The sequence below is a fragment of the Streptomyces sp. NPDC021019 genome (assembly GCF_044333295.1).
Lineage (GTDB): Bacteria > Actinomycetota > Actinomycetes > Streptomycetales > Streptomycetaceae > Streptomyces.
On record NZ_JBIRQR010000001.1, the window covers coordinates 643,848 to 661,319 of the forward strand.

General features: G+C 70.4%; 15 protein-coding genes. 7 read left to right on the plus strand and 8 right to left on the minus strand.

Going from position 1 to position 17,472, the window contains the following annotated elements; genetic code table 11:
* The first annotated feature begins 151 nt into the window (after window positions 1–151).
* Together ACH4RG_RS03025 and ACH4RG_RS03030 are read left to right on the plus strand one after the other, a co-directional pair.
* Window positions 152–1,087, plus strand: a complete 936-nt coding sequence (locus tag ACH4RG_RS03025) for an NUDIX hydrolase (RefSeq protein ID WP_397927508.1) — start codon at window positions 152–154, stop codon at window positions 1,085–1,087.
* The gene (locus tag ACH4RG_RS03030; protein WP_397918336.1) at window positions 1,084–1,920 is read left to right on the plus strand and encodes an MBL fold metallo-hydrolase; all 837 of its coding nucleotides are present in this window, start codon (window positions 1,084–1,086) and stop codon (window positions 1,918–1,920) included. Before ACH4RG_RS03025 ends, ACH4RG_RS03030 begins: the two co-directional genes overlap by 4 nt.
* Window positions 1,921–2,020: 100 nt before the next feature.
* On the opposite strand, the gene ACH4RG_RS03035 is transcribed toward ACH4RG_RS03030, so the two are convergent.
* Window positions 2,021–2,695 (minus strand): Crp/Fnr family transcriptional regulator, encoded by a 675-nt coding sequence (locus tag ACH4RG_RS03035; protein WP_003967450.1) that lies wholly within the window; start codon window positions 2,693–2,695, stop codon window positions 2,021–2,023.
* A gap of 580 nt (window positions 2,696–3,275) precedes the next feature.
* Here ACH4RG_RS03035 and nth point away from each other — a divergent pair.
* From nth to ACH4RG_RS03050, 3 genes are all read left to right on the plus strand, one after another.
* A complete protein-coding gene (nth, locus tag ACH4RG_RS03040; protein WP_397927811.1) occupies window positions 3,276–4,058 on the plus strand; it encodes an endonuclease III in 783 nt (260 codons plus the stop codon).
* Window positions 4,059–4,157: 99 nt separating this feature from the next.
* On the plus strand, window positions 4,158–4,922 hold the full coding sequence (locus ACH4RG_RS03045) for an NUDIX hydrolase (protein WP_397918335.1): 765 nt from the start codon (window positions 4,158–4,160) through the stop codon (window positions 4,920–4,922).
* Between the two features lie 91 nt (window positions 4,923–5,013).
* Window positions 5,014–6,219 (plus strand): MarP family serine protease, encoded by a 1,206-nt coding sequence (locus ACH4RG_RS03050; RefSeq protein ID WP_397918334.1) that lies wholly within the window; start codon window positions 5,014–5,016, stop codon window positions 6,217–6,219.
* A 129-nt stretch (window positions 6,220–6,348) separates the two neighbouring features.
* Here ACH4RG_RS03050 and ACH4RG_RS03055 read toward each other — a convergent pair whose 3' ends face one another.
* The 5 genes from ACH4RG_RS03055 to acs form a co-directional block, all read right to left on the minus strand.
* Window positions 6,349–6,552, minus strand: a complete 204-nt coding sequence (locus ACH4RG_RS03055) for a hypothetical protein (RefSeq protein WP_397918333.1) — start codon at window positions 6,550–6,552, stop codon at window positions 6,349–6,351.
* A 115-nt stretch (window positions 6,553–6,667) separates the two neighbouring features.
* A complete protein-coding gene (locus ACH4RG_RS03060; protein ID WP_397918332.1) occupies window positions 6,668–7,690 on the minus strand; it encodes an alpha/beta fold hydrolase in 1,023 nt (340 codons plus the stop codon).
* Window positions 7,687–8,241: a phage holin family protein gene (locus ACH4RG_RS03065; protein WP_397918331.1), complete on the minus strand. Its 555-nt coding sequence runs from the start codon at window positions 8,239–8,241 to the stop codon at window positions 7,687–7,689. The genes ACH4RG_RS03060 and ACH4RG_RS03065 overlap by 4 nt, the downstream gene beginning before the upstream one ends.
* A gap of 40 nt (window positions 8,242–8,281) precedes the next feature.
* On the minus strand, window positions 8,282–9,697 hold the full coding sequence (nhaA, locus tag ACH4RG_RS03070; protein ID WP_397918330.1) for a Na+/H+ antiporter NhaA: 1,416 nt from the start codon (window positions 9,695–9,697) through the stop codon (window positions 8,282–8,284).
* Between the two features lie 283 nt (window positions 9,698–9,980).
* Window positions 9,981–11,978: an acetate--CoA ligase gene (acs, locus tag ACH4RG_RS03075; protein ID WP_398539032.1), complete on the minus strand. Its 1,998-nt coding sequence runs from the start codon at window positions 11,976–11,978 to the stop codon at window positions 9,981–9,983.
* Window positions 11,979–12,436: 458 nt separating this feature from the next.
* On the opposite strand from acs, the gene ACH4RG_RS03080 reads away from it, so the two are divergent.
* On the plus strand, window positions 12,437–13,954 hold the full coding sequence (locus ACH4RG_RS03080) for a hypothetical protein (RefSeq protein ID WP_398539033.1): 1,518 nt from the start codon (window positions 12,437–12,439) through the stop codon (window positions 13,952–13,954).
* A gap of 105 nt (window positions 13,955–14,059) precedes the next feature.
* On the opposite strand, the gene ACH4RG_RS03085 is transcribed toward ACH4RG_RS03080, so the two are convergent.
* Window positions 14,060–15,055, minus strand: a complete 996-nt coding sequence (locus tag ACH4RG_RS03085) for an ATP-binding protein (RefSeq protein ID WP_397918327.1) — start codon at window positions 15,053–15,055, stop codon at window positions 14,060–14,062.
* Window positions 15,056–15,163: 108 nt separating this feature from the next.
* Between ACH4RG_RS03085 and ACH4RG_RS03090 the strand changes: the two genes are divergently transcribed.
* Entirely contained in the window at window positions 15,164–15,991 is an 828-nt protein-coding gene (locus ACH4RG_RS03090) for an oxidoreductase (RefSeq protein WP_397918326.1), read from the plus strand.
* 609 nt (window positions 15,992–16,600) lie between these two features.
* On the opposite strand, the gene ACH4RG_RS03095 is transcribed toward ACH4RG_RS03090, so the two are convergent.
* Window positions 16,601–17,446, minus strand: coding sequence for an HAD family hydrolase (locus ACH4RG_RS03095; RefSeq protein ID WP_397927513.1), 846 nt, complete (start codon window positions 17,444–17,446; stop codon window positions 16,601–16,603).
* Window positions 17,447–17,472 lie beyond the last annotated feature (26 nt).

Sequence of the window (17,472 nt, forward strand, 5' to 3'; positions counted from 1 at the left end):
TCCGGGGCGCCGTCGGGCCGGTCCGGGGTGTGTCGGGCGGGTACGGGGCGCCGTCGGGACGGTGCGGGGTGTGTCGGGTCGCCGCGACGCCTCGGGAGCCGGGAGCCGGGAGCCCCTCGAACATCGGCGCGGTTCCGGATAGCCTCCGGCCATGTCCCAAGGTCAGTGGTACCCCCCGGAATGGCCCGACCGGATCCGGGCCCTCGCCGCCGGTGAGCTGACGGCCGTGACACCCCGGCGGGCCGCAACCGTGATGCTGCTCCGCGATCCGGGCGGACCCGAGGCGGGTGGGACGGGCGGCGATCCGGGCGTGCAGGGCGGCGCGCCCGGTGGCCCTGTCGTGCACATGCTTCGCCGCCGGACCTCCATGGCCTTCGCCGGGGGCGCGTACGCCTATCCGGGTGGCGGGGTCGATCCGCGCGACGACGACCGGCTGATCGGGTGGGCCGGGCCCCCGCTGGGGCACTGGGCCGCGCGGCTCGGTGTGGCGACGGTCGCCGAGGCGCAGGCCGTCGTCTGCGCGGCGGTGCGTGAGACCTTCGAGGAGGCGGGCGTCCTCCTCGCCGGGCCGACCGCGGACACCGTGGTCGGCGACACGACCGGGGACGACTGGGAGGCCGACCGGGAGGCCCTGGTCGCCCGGGAGCTGTCCTTCGCGGAGTTCCTGGACCGGCGGGGCCTGGTGCTGCGCTCGGACCTGCTGGGCGCCTGGGCGCGCTGGATCACGCCGGAGTTCGAACCGCGCCGGTACGACACCTGGTTCTTCGTCGCCGCGCTCCCCGAGGGGCAGCGCACCCGGGACGTCTCCACCGAGGCCGACCGCACGGTGTGGATCGCCCCCGCCGACGCGGCCCGCCGCTACGACCGGGGCGAGCTGCTGATGATGCCGCCCACCGTGACCACGCTGCGGGCCCTCGCGCCGTACAGGACGGCCGCGGAGGCGCTCGGGGCGGCCGACGGACAGGACATGGCCCCGGTCCTCGCACAGGCCCGTCTGGAGGGCGGCGAACTGGTGCTGAGCTGGCCGGGGCACGACGAGTTCACCCAACACGTACCCGCGGCGGGCCCGGCAGGCGGTGGGGCGTGAGCGACGCGGCAGCCCTGCCCGGACAGCCTCGCGGAACCGTGGCCTCCGGCCCCGCGACCACCCGCACCGTCAACATCCTCGCGCCCAACCCGTCCGCGATGACGCTCGACGGGACGAACACCTGGATCGTGGCCGAGCCCGACTCCGATCTCGCGGTCGTCATCGATCCCGGGCCGCTCGACGACGTACACCTGCGGGCCGTGATCGGGGCGGTGGAGCGGGCCGGGCGGCGCGTGGGCCTCACGCTGCTCACCCATGGTCACCCCGACCACGCGGAGGGCGCGGGCCGGTTCGCGGAGCTGACGGGGACGAAGGTGCGGGCCCTGGACGCGGCGCTGCGGCTGGGCGACGAGGGTCTCGCGGCGGGCGACGTGATCACCACCGGCGGCCTGGAGCTGCGGGTCGTGCCGACGCCCGGGCACACGGCGGACTCGCTCTCGTTCCATCTGCCCGCCGACCGGGCGGTGCTGACGGGTGACACGATCCTCGGCCGCGGCACGACGATGGTCGCGCACCCGGACGGGCGGCTCGGCGACTACCTGGACTCGCTCAGGCGGCTTCGGTCGCTGACGGTCGACGACGGCGTCCACACGGTGCTGCCGGGCCACGGCCCGGTGCTGGAGGACGCGCAGGAGGCGGTGGAGTTCTACCTGGCCCACCGCGCGCACCGGCTCGCCCAGGTGGAGACGGCGGTGGAGGCCGGGCACCGTACGCCGTCGGAGGTGGTGGCGACGGTGTACGCCGATGTGGACCGCACCCTGTGGCCGGCCGCCGAGCTGTCGGTGCGGGCGCAGCTGGAGTATCTGACCGAGCACGGACTGATCCGGGGCTGATCCGCCGCCGCGCGGCGAAGGGCCCCGCCGACGGACGTACCGGCGTGCGTGCTCCGGTAGGTGCCCCGGTCGGCGCGGCCCTTCGCGTACGGAAACGGGGTCAGCGCGAACGCTTCGCCAGCCGCTCCACGTCCAGCAGGATGACCGCACGGGCCTCCAGGCGCAGCCAGCCGCGGCCCGCGAAGTCCGCGAGCGCCTTGTTGACCGTCTCGCGGGAGGCGCCGACCAGCTGCGCCAGTTCCTCCTGCGTGAGGTCGTGCACGACGTGGATGCCTTCCTCGGACTGGACGCCGAAGCGGCGCGACAGGTCCAGGAGGGCGCGGGCTACACGGCCCGGCACATCGGAGAAGACCAGGTCGGACATCTGGTCGTTGGTCTTGCGCAGTCGGCGGGCGACCGCGCGCAGCAGCGCGGTGGCCACCTCGGGCCGGGCGTTGAGCCAGGGCTGCAGGTCGCCGTGGCCGAGGCCGAGGAGCTTGACCTCGGTCAGCGCGGAGGCGGTCGCCGTACGCGGGCCCGGGTCGAAGAGCGACAGCTCCCCGATCAGCTCGCCGGGGCCGAGCACGGCCAGCATGTTCTCGCGCCCGTCGGGCGAGGTGCGGTGGAGCTTCACCTTGCCCTCGGTGACCACGTACAGGCGGTCACCCTGGTCGCCCTCGTGGAACAGCGCGTCTCCGCGCGCGAGGGTCACCTCACTCATCGAGGCGCGGAGCTCCGCGGCCTGCTCGTCATCGAGCGCCGCGAAAAGCGGGGCGCGCCGCAGAACGTCGTCCACGAGTTCTCTCCTTGTCGGCCTGTTCAGGGAACCGTGGTCCCCATCATGCCGGACGGTAAAACAGTGCGATCAATCACAAACCAGTTTGACGCACGGGCGGGCCGGACCCTACGGCAGGGGGCCGATCGGGGGTGGATACGCCGTGACGGCGGTGGTTGTCGGTGCCTGGCTCTAGGCTGGCCGGGTGTCCAGAACGCCGGGGAGAGCGCAGGCCAAGGGGGCTGACGCGGCCCTGAAGGGTGGCGATTCAGCTGTGGGCGAACAGCCCTGGCCGCGCCCGAGGAATGCCGCGAATGGCTCCCTCGAAGGGGTGCACGGCTCCCCCGGAGAGCCGGGGGAGCCGCTCCGGAAGTCGGCCAGGAGGTCCGCAGTGTCATCGTCGTCATCGCCAACGCCCGCCCAACCCGCCCGACCTGTCCAAACCGGCGAATCTGGCGAATCCGGCAAATCGGATAGAACGGCCGAGCCTGCCACAGTGCGCAAGGCGGCCACGACCCCAGCTGCCGCGGCGCGTAAGGCGGCCACGACCAAGGCGGCCACGACCAAGGCGGCCACGACCAAGGCGGCCAAGGCCCCTTCGGTGCGCAGGGCGCCGAAGGCGGAGTCGCACCTCGCGATGGTCCGCCGGGCCCGCCGGATCAACCGGGAGCTCGCCGAGGTCTACCCGTACGCCCATCCCGAGCTGGACTTCCGCAACCCGTTCGAGCTCCTCGTGGCCACGGTCCTCTCCGCCCAGACCACGGACCTGAGGGTCAACCAGACCACCCCGGCGCTCTTCGCCGCCTACCCCACCCCCGAGGACATGGCGGCTGCCGTGCCGGAGGAGATGGAGGAGATCATCCGGCCGACCGGGTTCTTCCGGGCCAAGACCAAGTCGCTGCTCGGCCTCTCGGCCGCCCTCCGGGACGAGTTCGGCGGTGAGGTCCCGGGGCGCCTGGAGGACCTGGTGAAGCTGCCCGGCGTCGGCCGCAAGACCGCCAACGTGGTCCTGGGCAACGCCTTTGGTGTCCCCGGCATCACCGTCGACACGCACTTCGGGCGCCTGGTGCGGCGCTGGAAGTGGACCGACGAGGAGGACCCGGTGAAGGTCGAGGCGGTCGTCGCCGGGATCTTCCCCAAGAGCGAGTGGACGATGCTCTCGCACCGGGTGGTGTTCCACGGACGCCGGATCTGCCACGCCCGCAAGCCCGCCTGCGGCGCCTGCCCCATCGCCCCGCTCTGTCCTTCGTACGGAGAGGGCGAGACCGATCCGGAGAAGGCCGGGAAGCTCCTCAAGTACGAGATGGGCGGTTACCCGGGCCAGCGGCTCAGCCCGCCCGCCGACTACCCAGGGAAGCCCGCTCCCGCGCTCGGGGCGGGGTGAGGGCGACGCCCGCGCACGGCCCCCGCACTTCACCCCCAGGACGGAACGGCTCGGAACGAAATGGCCGATGACAGGCGTTGTGAATCGACGGGGGTGCCTATGACGCACGCGCACACGCACACACAGGGCACGGCGCACGCCGGGAACGACCTCGCCGAGGGGCCGGGTCGCAGCGGTGGCGGCCGTGCTCCCGACCCGGCCGTCATCGTGACCACGGACGGCCTGCCCGCGTGGCTCGACCCCGTCGCGGCGGCCGCGCTCAGCGTCCAGCCGCAGCAGCTCAGCCGCTTCCTGCCGCCCGAGAGCGGGGCGGGCCGGCAGTCCGCCGTCCTGGTCCTGTTCGGCGAGGGGGAGCGCGGCCCCGAACTGCTGCTGATGGAGCGGTCCGGGACCCTGCGCTCCCACGCCGGGCAGCCGTCCTTCCCCGGCGGCGCACTGGATCCCGAGGACGGTGACCAGGCCACCACCGGGCCCCTGCGGGCGGCGCTGCGCGAGGCCGAGGAGGAGACCGGGCTCGACCCCCGGGGCGTACAGCTCTTCGGTGTGCTGCCCCGGCTCTACATCCCGGTCAGCGGTTTCGTCGTGACGCCCGTGCTCGGCTGGTGGCGCGCGCCCAGCCCGGTCGGGGTGGTCGATCCGGCCGAGACGGCCCGGGTCTTCACGGTCCCCGTGGCGGATCTCACGGACCCCGCGAACCGGGCCACGGCCGTCCACCCGAGCGGGCACAGCGGCCCGGCGTTCCTGGTCGAATCGGCCCTGGTCTGGGGTTTCACCGCCGGAGTGATCGACCGGATTATGCATTACGCGGGATGGGAACGCCCCTGGGACAGGGCCAGACAGGTGCCGCTCGACTGGCGCGCATGACACGCTGGCTGTCCTGCTGCGCTGTTCCGGGCCCGGCCCGGACCCCGTCACCACCGACGGGCCAGGTGACGAAAGTGCGAGGCTACCGACGGTGAACGTGCTGGACATCCTGCTGCTGCTGGCTGCCGTGTGGTTCGCGGTCATCGGCTACCGCCAGGGTTTCGTCGTCGGCATCCTGTCCGTGATCGGCTTCCTCGGGGGCGGTCTCGTCGCCGTCTACCTGCTGCCCGTCATCTGGGACCGGCTGACCGAGGACGCCGAGGTGTCCACCGCCGTCGCCATCGGCGCGGTCGTCATCGTGATCGTCTGCGCCTCGGTCGGCCAGGCCTTCACCACCCACCTGGGCAACCGGCTCCGCCGGTACATCACGTGGTCGCCCGCGCGCGCCCTGGACGCCACCGGCGGCGCGCTGGTCAATGTGGTGGCCATGCTGCTGGTGGCCTGGATGATCGGCCTGCTGCTGGCGGGCACCTCGCTGCCGACCCTCGGCAAGGAGGTCCGTAGCTCCTCGGTGCTGCTCGGGGTCGACCGGGTGATGCCGAAGCAGGCGCCCAGCTGGTTCCAGGACTTCTCCTCCGTCCTCGCGCAGAACGGCTTCCCACAGGTCTTCAGCCCGTTCGCCAACGAGCCGATCACCGAGGTCAAGGCCCCGGACCCGGCTCTCGTGGGCAGCCCGGTGGCCGCCCGCGCCAAGAAGTCGATCGTCAAGGTCGTGGGCACCGCCCCGAGTTGCGGCAAGGTCCTCGAAGGCACCGGCTTCGTCTTCTCCGAGCGCCGGGTGATGACCAACGCCCATGTGGTCGGCGGCGTGGAGGAGCCCACCGTGCAGATCGGGGGCGAAGGCCGGCTGTACGACGCGAAGGTCGTCCTCTACGACTGGCAGCGCGACATCGCGGTCCTGGACGTCCCCGATCTCCGGGCCAGGCCACTGCAGTTCACCGGCCCGGACGACGACGCGGCGACCGGCGACAGCGCGATCGTCGCGGGCTTCCCCGAGAACGGCGGGTACGACGTGCGCTCGGCCCGCGTCCGCGCCCGCATCGACGCCGACGGCCCGGACATCTACCACCGGGGTACGGTGCGGCGCGATGTGTACTCGCTCTACGCGACGGTGCGCCAGGGTAACTCGGGCGGCCCGCTGCTCACTCCGGACGGAAAGGTGTACGGAGTGGTGTTCGCCAAGTCGCTCGACGACCCGGAGACCGGCTACGCGCTGACGGCCGACGAGATCCGTGAGGACATCGAGATCGGCCGCGAGGCCAACCAGCAGGTCGACAGCGAGGGCTGCGCCCTCTAGGGCCTGCCCCGGGGATGAGGGCCGGAGAAACGCCGCGGACCGGCCAAGATCCGCCGGACACGCCCTGGAGGGGGCCCGACACGGGTGACTGACACCCCTGGGGCCCGCCCCGGGCCGAGCCGGTGAGGGTCAGTTACGGGGGTGTCGGAGCCGTGCCGAGACCCAGCGGGCCCGACGGCGGAGGATGCGCGGAATCCCGAGACGGGAACGGTGAAGGTCATGCACATCGTGCACCCGGCCCCGGGGGCCGCCCCCCTCATGAGTGCCCACACCGGCTGACGCGGTGGAGCGGCGGTTGCGTGCTTCGTCAGTGAAGTCGTGCGTCCAGCCCATACCCCGACGTCTGCCCGTGACCCAAGGTCGGTAATCGTGCGGGAGTCAGCCAATTGGCCTATGCGGCGGGCAATTGGCTGTTCGTCGGACACGCGTGCCCGTGACGGGCGGGCTGCTACCGGTCGGGCTCGGGGTCCTTGAGCCAGTTGATGAGTTCGGTGGAGAAGCCGATCGGATCCTCCTCGTGGGGGAAGTGACCGACACCGTCGAAAAGTCGCCACCGGTAGGGCGCCTCGACGTACTGGCCGGACCCGGCCGAACTGCGGGTGCGTACCGCCGGATCGAGCGACCCGTGCAGGTGCAGTGTGGGCACCCGGACCGGACGCTTCATCCGCCGGTTGAACTGGATTCCGTCCGGACGGGCCATCGACCGCACCATCCAGCGGTACGGCTCGATCGAGCAGTGGGCGGTGGAGGGGATGCTCATGGCCCGCCGGTAGACGGCCAGGGTCTCCTCGTCGGGGAAGTCCGGGGTGCGGGGGCCCGCCCAGTCCTGGACGAGGGTCCCGACCAGCGCCGCGTCGTCCGCGAGGAGCTGACGCTCCGGAAGCCACGGGCGCTGGAAGCCCCAGACGTACGAACCGGCCCGCGACTGCGCGAAGTCGGACAGCATCGACGAGCGCCAGCGGCGCGGGTGCGGCATGGAGGAGACGGCGAGCCGGCGGACGAGCTTGGGCCGCATCACTGCGGCCGTCCAGGCGAGGTAGCCGCCGAGGTCGTGGCCGACCAGGGCCGCGTCGGGCTCACCGAGGGAGCGGATCACCCCGGTGACGTCGAGGGCCAGGTTGGCGGGGTCGTAACCGCGTGGTGTGCGGTCGCTGCCGCCGACCCCGCGCAGGTCCATCGCGACCGCCCGGAACCCCGCGTCGGCGAGCGCGGTCAGCTGGTGGCGCCAGGTCCACCAGAACTGCGGGAAGCCGTGCAGCAGGAGCACCAGCGGCCCCTCGCCCATCTCCGCGATGTGGAACCGCGCCCCGTTGGCCGCCACGTCGCGGTGGGCCCAGGGGCCGTCGAGGCGCACCGGGCCCCCCGCGGCGGCCCGGCCCACGGGGCTCGTGGCCGGTTCGGCCGGGGCTGCCGGGCCCTCCGGGTCCACCGGACCCGTCGGGCCGAACGCGCTGGAATCGGGAACCGTCATGTGGATGAGCGTGCCACAGCGTCGGCCCTGCCCTTACCGGAGTCCGTAGGGGCGTCCTTCGGCGAGCCGCTCTCGATGCCCTTCTTCGCCAGGGTGCTGCCGGAGCGCTCGATGATCGCGGCGGCCGCGATCGACGGGCGCGGGTGCGGCTTGGCCTTCTGCAGGACGGCGGCGGTCTGCTTGGCGGAGGCGATGGACTTCTCCGGCGGCTTGATCTTCTTGAACTTCCGCAGACCGATGAACCCGATCAGGGCGGCCAGCAGAATGAAGGCGCCGGCCACGATCAGGAAGCACCACGCCAGACCCAGGCCGGAGCTGTGGATCCAGTACGCGGCCGCGAAGCTCAGCATCGGCATCGTGAACAGCAGCAGTACGCCCGCGGCGATGAACGCCGCGCTGCCGATCGCCCCGCGCTTGACGTCCTGCCGTACCTCCGCCTTGGCCAGGGCGATCTCGTCGTGCACCAGCGCGGACATCTCGGCCGTCGCCGAGGCGACCAGCTGCCCGATGCTGCGGTCCGCACTGCCCGCGTAGTTGCCGGGGTCGCTCATCCCTGACTCCCTCTCCGTCTTCGACACGTCCGATGTCAGATCATGCCGGACTGTTCGGCTCGTCGCGCGCCGCCCCCGCCCGCTCTTCGGCGAGACGGCGGTGTTCTGCCGCCTTCCGCTCCAGGATGGCGGCCATCCGCAGGTGGTATTCCGGATCATCCTGCTCGTAGACGTCGGGTACCCCGGATTCGTCCTCGTCCAGCTCCTCGGCCTCGTACAGCTCCTTGTACTTGCGTACCCGGAGCTTGAGCAGTACGCAGGCGAGCAGGGCCGCGATCAACGAACCGAGCAGTACGGCGGCCTTGATCTCGTTGATCATCTCCGGGTCGCCCTCGAAGGCCAGTTCCCCGATGAGCAGTGAGACGGTGAAACCGATGCCGGCGAGTGCGGCGAGTGCCAGGACATCGGCCCAGGCCAGGTCCTTGTTCAGCTCCGCCTTGGTGAAGCGGGCGGCGAGGTAGGTGCCGCCGAAGATGCCCACGGTCTTGCCGACGACGAGACCGAGGACGACGCCGAGCGTTTCGGGACGGGTGAAGACACCGGCCAGCGCCTCGCCGTTCAGCGCGACCCCGGCCGAGAACAGGGCGAACAGCGGGACGGCGATCCCGGCCGACACCGGGCGGACCAGGTGCTCGATGTGCTCGCCGGGGGAGTGCTTCTCGCCCTCGCGGCGGCTGCAGCGCAGCATCAGGCCCATCGCGACACCGGCGATGGTGGCGTGGATGCCGCTGTTGTACATCAGGCCCCAGATGACCAGGGCGAGCGGAACGTAGACGTACCAGCCTCGGACGTCGAAGCGGAGGAGCAGGTAGAAGACGGCCAGGCCGAGCACGGCCCCGCCGAGCGCCAGGAAGTTCAGGTCCGAGGTGAAGAACACCGCGATGATCAGGATCGCGAAGAGGTCGTCGACGACGGCCAGGGTCAGCAGGAAGGCCCGCAGAGCGGACGGCAGCGAGGTGCCGATCACCGCGAGGACGGCGAGCGCGAAGGCGATGTCGGTGGCGGTGGGGACGGCCCAGCCGCTCGTCGAGCCGCCGCCGACGACCACGGTGAGGAAGTAGACCAGGGCGGGCACGGCCATGCCGCACAGGGCCGCCACGACCGGAAGGGCCGCGGCCTTCGGATCGCGGAGTTCGCCCGCCACCAGTTCGCGCTTGAGTTCCACGCCGGCGACGAAGAAGAAGACCGCGAGCAGCCCGTCCGCCGCCCAGTGCGCGACGGAGAGGTCCAGGCCTATGGCGTCGATGCCGAAGTGGAACTTGCTGACCGTTTCGTACGAGTCGCCGAAGGCGTTGGCCCAGACGAGCGCGGCGACCGCTGCGGCCAGCAGCAGGATCCCGCCGACCGTCTCGGTGCGGAGCGCTTCCGCCACGTAGTTCCGCTCGGTGAGGGAGAGCCGGCCGAGCAGTGGGCGCCGGGGCGGGGCGGGCGGCGCGGGCGAGTTGGGCGGTGCCACGAGAGGACCTCCAGGTCAGGGGCGGCATGAGGGCATGACTGATGGACATGCCGACCAGACTTCCCGGCGCCCCTGTGGAGATGTTCTCTGTAGTTGTGGTGAAGCGCCCACTCTACCGGGGGCGTAAAGAGTGGAGCCGTATTAGGTGATCTTCAGGCTAAATGCCCGATGGGCACCCGGCGCGTTGCCGGATGCCCATCGGAGCCGTACTCCGTAGTTCTGTGTCTGGTCCGTGCTGCTCTGTTCTGCGCTGCCTGCTCTGCTCTGTTCTGTGCTGTCGGCCCTAGTCCTCGGACGAGGAGGACGGCAGTTGGGTGGTGATCAGGTCCATCACGGAGGAGTCGGTCAGCGTGGTGACGTCGCCCAGTTCGCGGTTCTCGGCGACATCGCGGAGGAGGCGGCGCATGATCTTGCCGGAGCGGGTCTTGGGCAGCTCGGCGACCGGCAGGACCCGCTTGGGCTTGGCGATCGGCCCGAGGGTCGTGCCGACGTGGTTGCGCAGGTCCGCGACCAGTTCGTCGGAGGCGCTGGCGGTGCCGCGCAGGATCACGAACGCCACGATGGCCTGGCCGGTCGTCTCGTCCGCGGCGCCGACCACGGCGGCCTCGGCGACCGACGGGTGCGAGACGAGGGCGGACTCGACCTCGGTGGTGGAGATGTTGTGCCCGGAGACGAGCATGACGTCGTCGACCCGGCCGAGCAGCCAGATGTCACCGTCCTCATCCTTCTTCGCACCGTCACCCGCGAAGTACTTGCCCTCGAAACGCGACCAGTAGGTGTCGATGAACCGCTGGTCGTCACCCCAGATGGTGCGGAGCATGGAGGGCCACGGCTCGGTGAGGACGAGGTAGCCGCCTCCGCCGTCCGGTACCTCGTTGGCGTCGTCGTCCACGACGGTGGCGGCGATGCCCGGCAGCGCGCGCTGGGCGCTTCCCGGCTTCGTCTCCGTCACACCGGGCAGCGGCGAGATCATCATCGCGCCGGTCTCGGTCTGCCACCAGGTGTCCACGACGGGGCACTTGTCGGCGCCGATGTTCTTCCGGTACCACATCCACGCCTCGGGGTTGATCGGCTCACCGACCGAACCCAGGACGCGGAGGCTGCTCAGGTCGAACTTCGCGGGGATGTCGTCGCCCCACTTCATGAACGTACGGATCGCCGTGGGGGCGGTGTAGAGGATCGTGACGCCGTACTTCTGCACGATCTCCCAGAACCGCCCCTGGTGCGGGGTGTCCGGGGTTCCCTCGTACATGACCTGCGTCGCACCGTTGGCCAGCGGCCCGTAGACGATGTACGAGTGACCGGTGACCCAGCCGATGTCGGCGGTGCACCAGTAGACGTCGGACTCCGGCTTGAGGTCGAAGACCGCGTTGTGCGTGTACGACGCCTGGGTGAGGTAGCCGCCGGAGGTGTGCAGGATGCCCTTCGGCTTACCCGTGGTGCCCGAGGTGTAGAGGATGAAGAGCGGCTGCTCCGCCTCGAAGGCCTCGGGGGTGTGCTCGGCGGACTGCCGAGCGGTGATCTCGTGCCACCAGACGTCGCGGCCCTCGGTCCACGCGGTGTCCTGGCCGGTGCGGCGGACGACGAGGACGTGCTCGACGTTCTCGAACCGCGAGACGGCGTCGTCGACCGCGGGCTTGAGCGCGGACGGCTTGCCGCGGCGGTAGCCGCCGTCGGCCGTGATGACGACCTTGGCGTCCGCGTCCTTGATACGGGCGGCGATGGCGTCGGCCGAGAAGCCGCCGAAGACCACGGAGTGCGCGGCGCCGATGCGGGCGCAGGCCAGCATCGCGATGGCGGCCTCGGGGATCATCGGCAGGTAGACGGCGACCCGGTCGCCCTTGCCGACGCCCAGTTCGGTCAGGGCGTTGGCGGCGCGGGAGACCTCGTCCTTCAACTCCGCGTACGTGATGGCCCGGCTGTCGCCCGGCTCGCCCTCGAAGTGGATGGCGACCCGGTCGCCGTTGCCCGCCTCGACGTGGCGGTCCACGCAGTTGTACGCGACGTTCAGCTTGCCATCCGCGAACCACTTCGCGAAGGGCGGGTTGCTCCAGTCGAGGGTCTCGGTCGGCTCGGTGGCCCATGTCAGGCGGCGGGCCTGCTCGGCCCAGAAGCCCAGCCGGTCCGCCTCGGCCTGCTCGTACGCCTCTGCGGTGACGTTGGCGTTGGCGGCCAGCTCAGCAGGTGGAGCGAATTTCCGCTCTTCCCGCAGCAGATTGGCCAGGCTCTCGTTACTCACGACTTCTCCCAGTCCCAGGGTGTCCGTTGTGTCCCGGGGCATAGCTCATCAGGCGCGGGGCCAGGTGACAAGGGCCTGCCGGGAATTGGTTTAGACCTGTGTCTTCGTGTATGGAGCCATGATCCCGCTCCGCGGTCGAGGGTCGCCGCGCGACGCGTGGCGCGGTGGCACTTCGTCCCCGTCGGGGCGTCCCGGGGTGTGTTGGGGCCTGTTGGGGCGGCGTGCCGGTCGGGTGTGCCGGTCGGGTGTGGCGGGGTGCGAGCCGGAACGGGGTCGCCTGGTTGCACGGGTCCCGGGCGCGTCCGGTTCAGGCCGGAGGCGTTTGGGCTAGTTGATGACTCTTATTAGCGAATAGGCAGCTTTTCATTCGGCATGTCGCCCATGCCGTGCGGAACCGTGTGCGAATTTGGCCGCGCCGTGTCGGCACTTCAACGCAAATAACCTGCAAGGAAGAGGGTGGGCGGATGATGGCCGCCACGAAGAGGATCACCTTGGGCGTCATGTCCGCGGCCTTGGTCGCCGTGCTCGCGGGCTGTTCCGGAGCCGGGCCCGGGGGGTCCGCTTCAGGGGGCGCCGGAGCCGACACGGAGAAGGGCGCCCACGGCGCCAAGGAGAACCCCCCGGCCGCCGTTCCGAAGAACGCGGTCAAGCTGATCGGGGACGGGTCCACCGCCTTCACCGGCGCCCAGCCGAAGATGCCGGCCGTCGAACGCCTGGCGCCCGGGGAGAAGCCTCCCCAGTTCGTGGTCTTCTCCTGGGACGGCGCCGGAGAGGACAGCCAGAAGCTCTTCTCGCACTTCCGCGGCGTGGCCAAGAAGTACAACGCCAGGATGACGTACTTCCTCAGCGGCGTGTACTTGCTGCCGGAGGAGAAGAAGGACCTCTACAACCCGCCTCAGCACGCGCCGGGCCGTTCCGACATCGGCTTCAACGACACCGACGGCATCCGCGACACCCTCAGCGAGGTGCGCGCCGCGTGGCTGGAAGGCAACGAGATCGGCACCCACTTCAACGGCCACTTCTGTGGCAAGGACGGCGGCGTCGGGACCTGGTCCGTCGACGAGTGGAAGAGCGAGATCAGCCAGGCGAAAGCCTTCGTCAAGGGCTGGAAGACCAACACTCCGGAGCTGAAGGGCGAGGACCCGCTTCCCTTCGACTACGACAAGGAACTGGTCGGCGCCCGCACCCCCTGCCTCGAAGGCCAGAAGAACATGGTCGCCGCCGCCCGGACCATGGGCTTCCGCTACGACTCCAGCGGCGTCGGCAACCAGGTCTGGCCCAAGAAGAAGGACGGGGTCTGGGACATTCCGCTCCAGCTCGTTCCCATGCCGGGCCGCGCCTTCGAGACCCTCTCGATGGACTACAACTTCATGGTCAACCAGTCCGGTACGGCTACCCAGGGGGACCCCGCCCAGCACGAGTACTGGGGCAACCAGATGCGGGACGGGCTGCTCCAGGCCTTCGACCGCTCGTACAACGGCAACCGGGCGCCTCTGATCATCGGCAACCACTTCGAGTCCTGGAACGGCGGCACCTACATGCGCGCCATCGAGGAGACCATCGCGCAGGTGTGCACCAAGGAGGGCGTGCGCTGCGTGTCCTTCCGTCAGCTCGTCGACTGGCTGGACGCACAGGACCCGAAGACGCTGGCCAAGCTGACCCATCTCGGCGTCGGCGAGGCGCCCAAGACGGGCTGGTCGTCCTACCTCGGCACCCAGCAGGCCGCCGCCCAACCCGCGGACAAGGGCAAGGGTGAGGACCGGGGCGAGGACCAGGGCAAGGACCAGGGCAAGGACCAGGGCAAGGACCAGGACCAGGACCAGGACGAGGGTAAGAAAGAGACCCCGGTCGAGGGCGAGGGTAAGAACCAGACCCCGGCCGAGGGTGCCGGAGAGGCCCGAGGTCAGGCACCGGGCGGGGATGACGGAGAGGCCCCGGGACCGGCTCCGGATCAGGCTCCGGGCGCTGCCGCGGGTCAGGCCGAAGCGAGTTCGGCTCCCGCCGGAGCGACTGGCTGAAGCACCGAGGGAATGCCGGCCGGAGCATCGGCCGATCGCGCGCCGCATCGTTCGCCTTCTCGTCGGCCACCGAAAGGTGGCCGACGAGAAGGCCCGTGCGGTGAATCAGGCGGGTGCGGTCACGCCCGCTCCCGCATGGCGTTCGTCGAGCACGAAGGCGGGGTCGACCTGGGCGGCCAGGTCGGCGCCGGTTTTCTCGTTGCCCCAGCTCTCGGCGTTCTTCAGGTGGAAGTGCACCATCTGGCGTGTGTAGCGCTCCCAGTCACGCGACCCGTACGAGTCCTCGGCGGCGTCCTGCAGTGTCTGCAGAGCCATCCGATTGTCGGCCTCCAGCAGCTCGAACCTGGACGGCCGCCCCTTCTCCATCGAACGTACCCAGTCGGAGTGGCCGATCCCGATCAGCAGGTCGTCGCCGACCTCCGCACGCAGGAACTCCAGGTCGTCCGGGCCCTGCACCTTGTTCCCGACGACCTTCAGGGCGACGCCGAAGTCGCGTGCGTACTCCTTGTACTGCCGATAGACGGACACTCCCTTTCGGGTCGGCTCCGCAACCAGGAACGTCATGTCGAAGCGCGTGAACATGCCCGAGGCGAACGAGTCCGAGCCCGCCGTCATGTCGACCACGACGTACTCGTCGGGGCCGTCGACCAGGTGGTTGAGGCAGAGCTCCACGGCCCCGACCTTGGAGTGGTAGCAGGCCACTCCGAGATCGGACTCCGTGAAGGGTCCGGTCGCCATGAGCCGGACGTCCCCGTCGTCCAGCCGAACCGTGCGCGCGCAGGCCGTGAAGACCGGGTTGTCCTCGCGGACCCGCAGCAGCCGGGAGCCCTCGCCGGGCGGAGTCGTCTTGATCATCGTCTCGGCGGAGGCGATGCGGGGGTTGGCGCCCCGCAGGTAGTCCTTGATGAGCGGGAGGTGCGCCCCCATGGCGGGCAGCGCGGCGGCCTCTGCCTCGTCCAGGCCGAGAGCGGCCCCCAGGTGCTGGTTGATATCGGCGTCCACGGCGATGACGTGGGCTTCGTTGGCGGCGAGGTGGCGGATGAAGAGCGAGGACAGCGTGGTCTTTCCGCTGCCGCCCTTCCCGACGAAAGCGATCTTCATGTTCACCTAGGGTAGCGGGTCCATTGCGGTGCGCTGTCACTGTTCGTGAAGAAGGCCACTTGGGGATGGGGGTGGTACAGGCGTGGTGGGCGCGTAGCCTCGCTACTTATGAGTACGACTGCCTCTGACCCGCTCGCCGCGCTCGGTTCCCTGCCCGGCGTTCCCGATGCCGTGGACTCCGTGCGCAAGGCCGTCGACCGGGTCTACGGTCATCGCGTCATGCGACGCCGCAGCAATGAGGTGACGGCCGAAGCCGCACTGCGGGGTTCTCGTGGTTCGGCCGCGCTGGCCGGTGCCGACTGGAACCTCGAGGAGGTGCGTCGGCGTACCGACTTCAGCGGGGAGGGCGAGGCGCGCATGGTCGGCGCCGCGCTGAGGCTTACCGCGGAGGCTGGGCAACTCCTTTCCGTGTGGCGGCAGTCACCCCTACGGGTGCTGGCTCGGTTGCATCTGGTGGCGGCCGGCGGAGCGACTCCCGACGACGCGGTGGTGGGCCGCCCTCGGCTGGCGGGCGAACCCGTCGACGAGCCGCTGATCGAGGCACCTGTTCCGGGGGCCGAGGAGGTCGCCGGACGGCTCGAAGGGCTCTCGCGGCTGATCATTGCGGGCGGCAGCGCCCCCGCGCTGGTCACGGCCGCCGTGGTGCACGGCGAGCTACTGGCGTTGCGTCCGTTCGGCTCGCACAACGGCCTGGTGGCCCGGACCGCCGAGCGCATCGTGCTGATCGGCAGCGGGCTTGACCCGAAGTCGATCTGCCCGGCCGAGGTGGGACACGCGGAGCAGGGCCGGGCGGCCTATGTCGCGGCGTTCGAGGGCTATACGGCCGGAACCCCGGAGGGTATGGCCGCCTGGATCGCCCACTGCGGGCGCTCCGTCGAGCTGGGTGTGCGCGAGTCGACCGCGGTGTGCGAGGCGCTTCAGCGCGGCGCCGCCTGAGGTGCGCTGCCGCTGCTCCGGTGCCCGGTGTCGGCCCGGGTGCCTGACGTCAACGTGAGTGCCCTGCCGACCCGGGGCGACGCGGCGTCGGGGTGGACGCGCTCTCGGGGCGGGAATGCCCAAGGGGCCGAGGCGGCAGGCGCCGGAGCGTACGAAGGGCGCGGAGGGCGCCGCGGGGTGAAAAGGACGACTTCCGGGCGGCCGTGGGGTGGTGGCCCTGGGCAGGGGTGCGGCGGCACCGATGTGCGGTACCGCCGCTGGCACGTCCGCCCAGTTACCAAGCGTCCTCGTGTTCTGCCCATCAGGTCGGGTACTTTGCCCGTCACCTGGTGCGGCTGGCCCGTAATCGACGGGTCGACGTCGCGTGGGTGCTCGGCTTTCGTGCGCGGTCCGTGGGGCCGTTCTGCTTTACAGGTCATCCTCACGGATGTCCTTGGTCTCGCGGGCCGTTAAATCCTTTGTACTCCAGGACCAGGGGAAGGGATACCCCTGGCTCCGCTTCTTTACTTTTAGGTTCAATCAAGGGCGAATCGGGCGAGGCTTCACTCCGGTGGAGCGTCCGGCTCACCTACTAGCTGAGCCCCGCTTCTGGCTGAACCCCGCCCCGTCTCATCCGGGCAGAACTGTGCCGGCGGTACGCCGGCGACTGGCGTACCAGACCAGCCCGGCGGTGACGGCCGCCGCGCCGACCGCGGCCGCGGCTACGAGTGCGGGGCGGGGAGGCATCGAGAAGGCGGGCAGTCGCTGCTTGAGTCGGACCGGGCGGTTGAAGACGAGAATCGGCCACTCGCGAAGGGTCGCTTCGCGGCGCAGCGCGCGGTCGGGGTTGACCGCGTGCGGGTGGCCGACCGACTCCAGCATCGGTACATCGGTCGCCGAGTCGCTGTAGGCGTAGCAGCGCGAAAGGTCGTACCCCTCCGAGACCGCGAGCGCCCTCACGGCCTCGGCCTTGGTCGGTCCGTAGGCGTAGTACTCGACCTCGCCCGTGAAGCAGCCGTCGTCACCGACGACCATGCGCGTGGCGACGACGCGGTCAGCGCCGAGCAATTCGCCGATGGGCTCGACGACTTCGGCGCCCGAGGTCGAAACGATGACCACATCGCGCCCCGCTGTGTGGTGCTCTTCGATGAGGGTGGCGGCCTCGTCGTAGATGATCGGGTCGATCAGGTCGTGCAGGGTCTCGGCGACGATCTCCTTGACCTGCTGGACGTTCCACCCCTTGCAGAGAGCGGAGAGGTATTCACGCATCCGCTCCATCTGGTCGTGATCTGCGCCCCCGGCGAGGAACACAAACTGTGCGTACGCAGTGCGCAGTACGGCGCGGCGGTTGATCAGTCCGCCTTGGTAGAAGGACTTGCTGAAGGTCAGCGTCGAAGACTTCGCAATGACCGTCTTGTCCAGGTCAAAGAAGGCTGCTGTGCGCGGCGAGAAGCAGTTTTCCACAACGCTGAGCATAGGGGCCCACCATTCGGCGTAAACTG

What these genes read in the sequence shown, in the direction of transcription:
- ACH4RG_RS03025 (WP_397927508.1), top strand. Translation starts at nt 152, where the DNA reads ATGTCCCAAGGTCAGTGGTACCCCCCGGAATGGCCCGACCGGATCCGG.
- ACH4RG_RS03045 (WP_397918335.1), top strand. Translation starts at nt 4,158, where the DNA reads ATGACGCACGCGCACACGCACACACAGGGCACGGCGCACGCCGGGAAC.
- ACH4RG_RS03055 (WP_397918333.1), bottom strand. Translation starts at nt 6,552, where the DNA reads ATGGGCTGGACGCACGACTTCACTGACGAAGCACGCAACCGCCGCTCC.
- ACH4RG_RS03060 (WP_397918332.1), bottom strand. Translation starts at nt 7,690, where the DNA reads ATGACGGTTCCCGATTCCAGCGCGTTCGGCCCGACGGGTCCGGTGGAC.
- ACH4RG_RS03065 (WP_397918331.1), bottom strand. Translation starts at nt 8,241, where the DNA reads ATGAGCGACCCCGGCAACTACGCGGGCAGTGCGGACCGCAGCATCGGG.
- acs (WP_398539032.1), bottom strand. Translation starts at nt 11,978, where the DNA reads ATGCCCCGGGACACAACGGACACCCTGGGACTGGGAGAAGTCGTGAGT.
- ACH4RG_RS03080 (WP_398539033.1), top strand. Translation starts at nt 12,437, where the DNA reads ATGTCCGCGGCCTTGGTCGCCGTGCTCGCGGGCTGTTCCGGAGCCGGG.
- ACH4RG_RS03085 (WP_397918327.1), bottom strand. Translation starts at nt 15,055, where the DNA reads ATGAAGATCGCTTTCGTCGGGAAGGGCGGCAGCGGAAAGACCACGCTG.
- ACH4RG_RS03090 (WP_397918326.1), top strand. Translation starts at nt 15,164, where the DNA reads ATGAGTACGACTGCCTCTGACCCGCTCGCCGCGCTCGGTTCCCTGCCC.
- ACH4RG_RS03095 (WP_397927513.1), bottom strand. Translation starts at nt 17,446, where the DNA reads ATGCTCAGCGTTGTGGAAAACTGCTTCTCGCCGCGCACAGCAGCCTTC.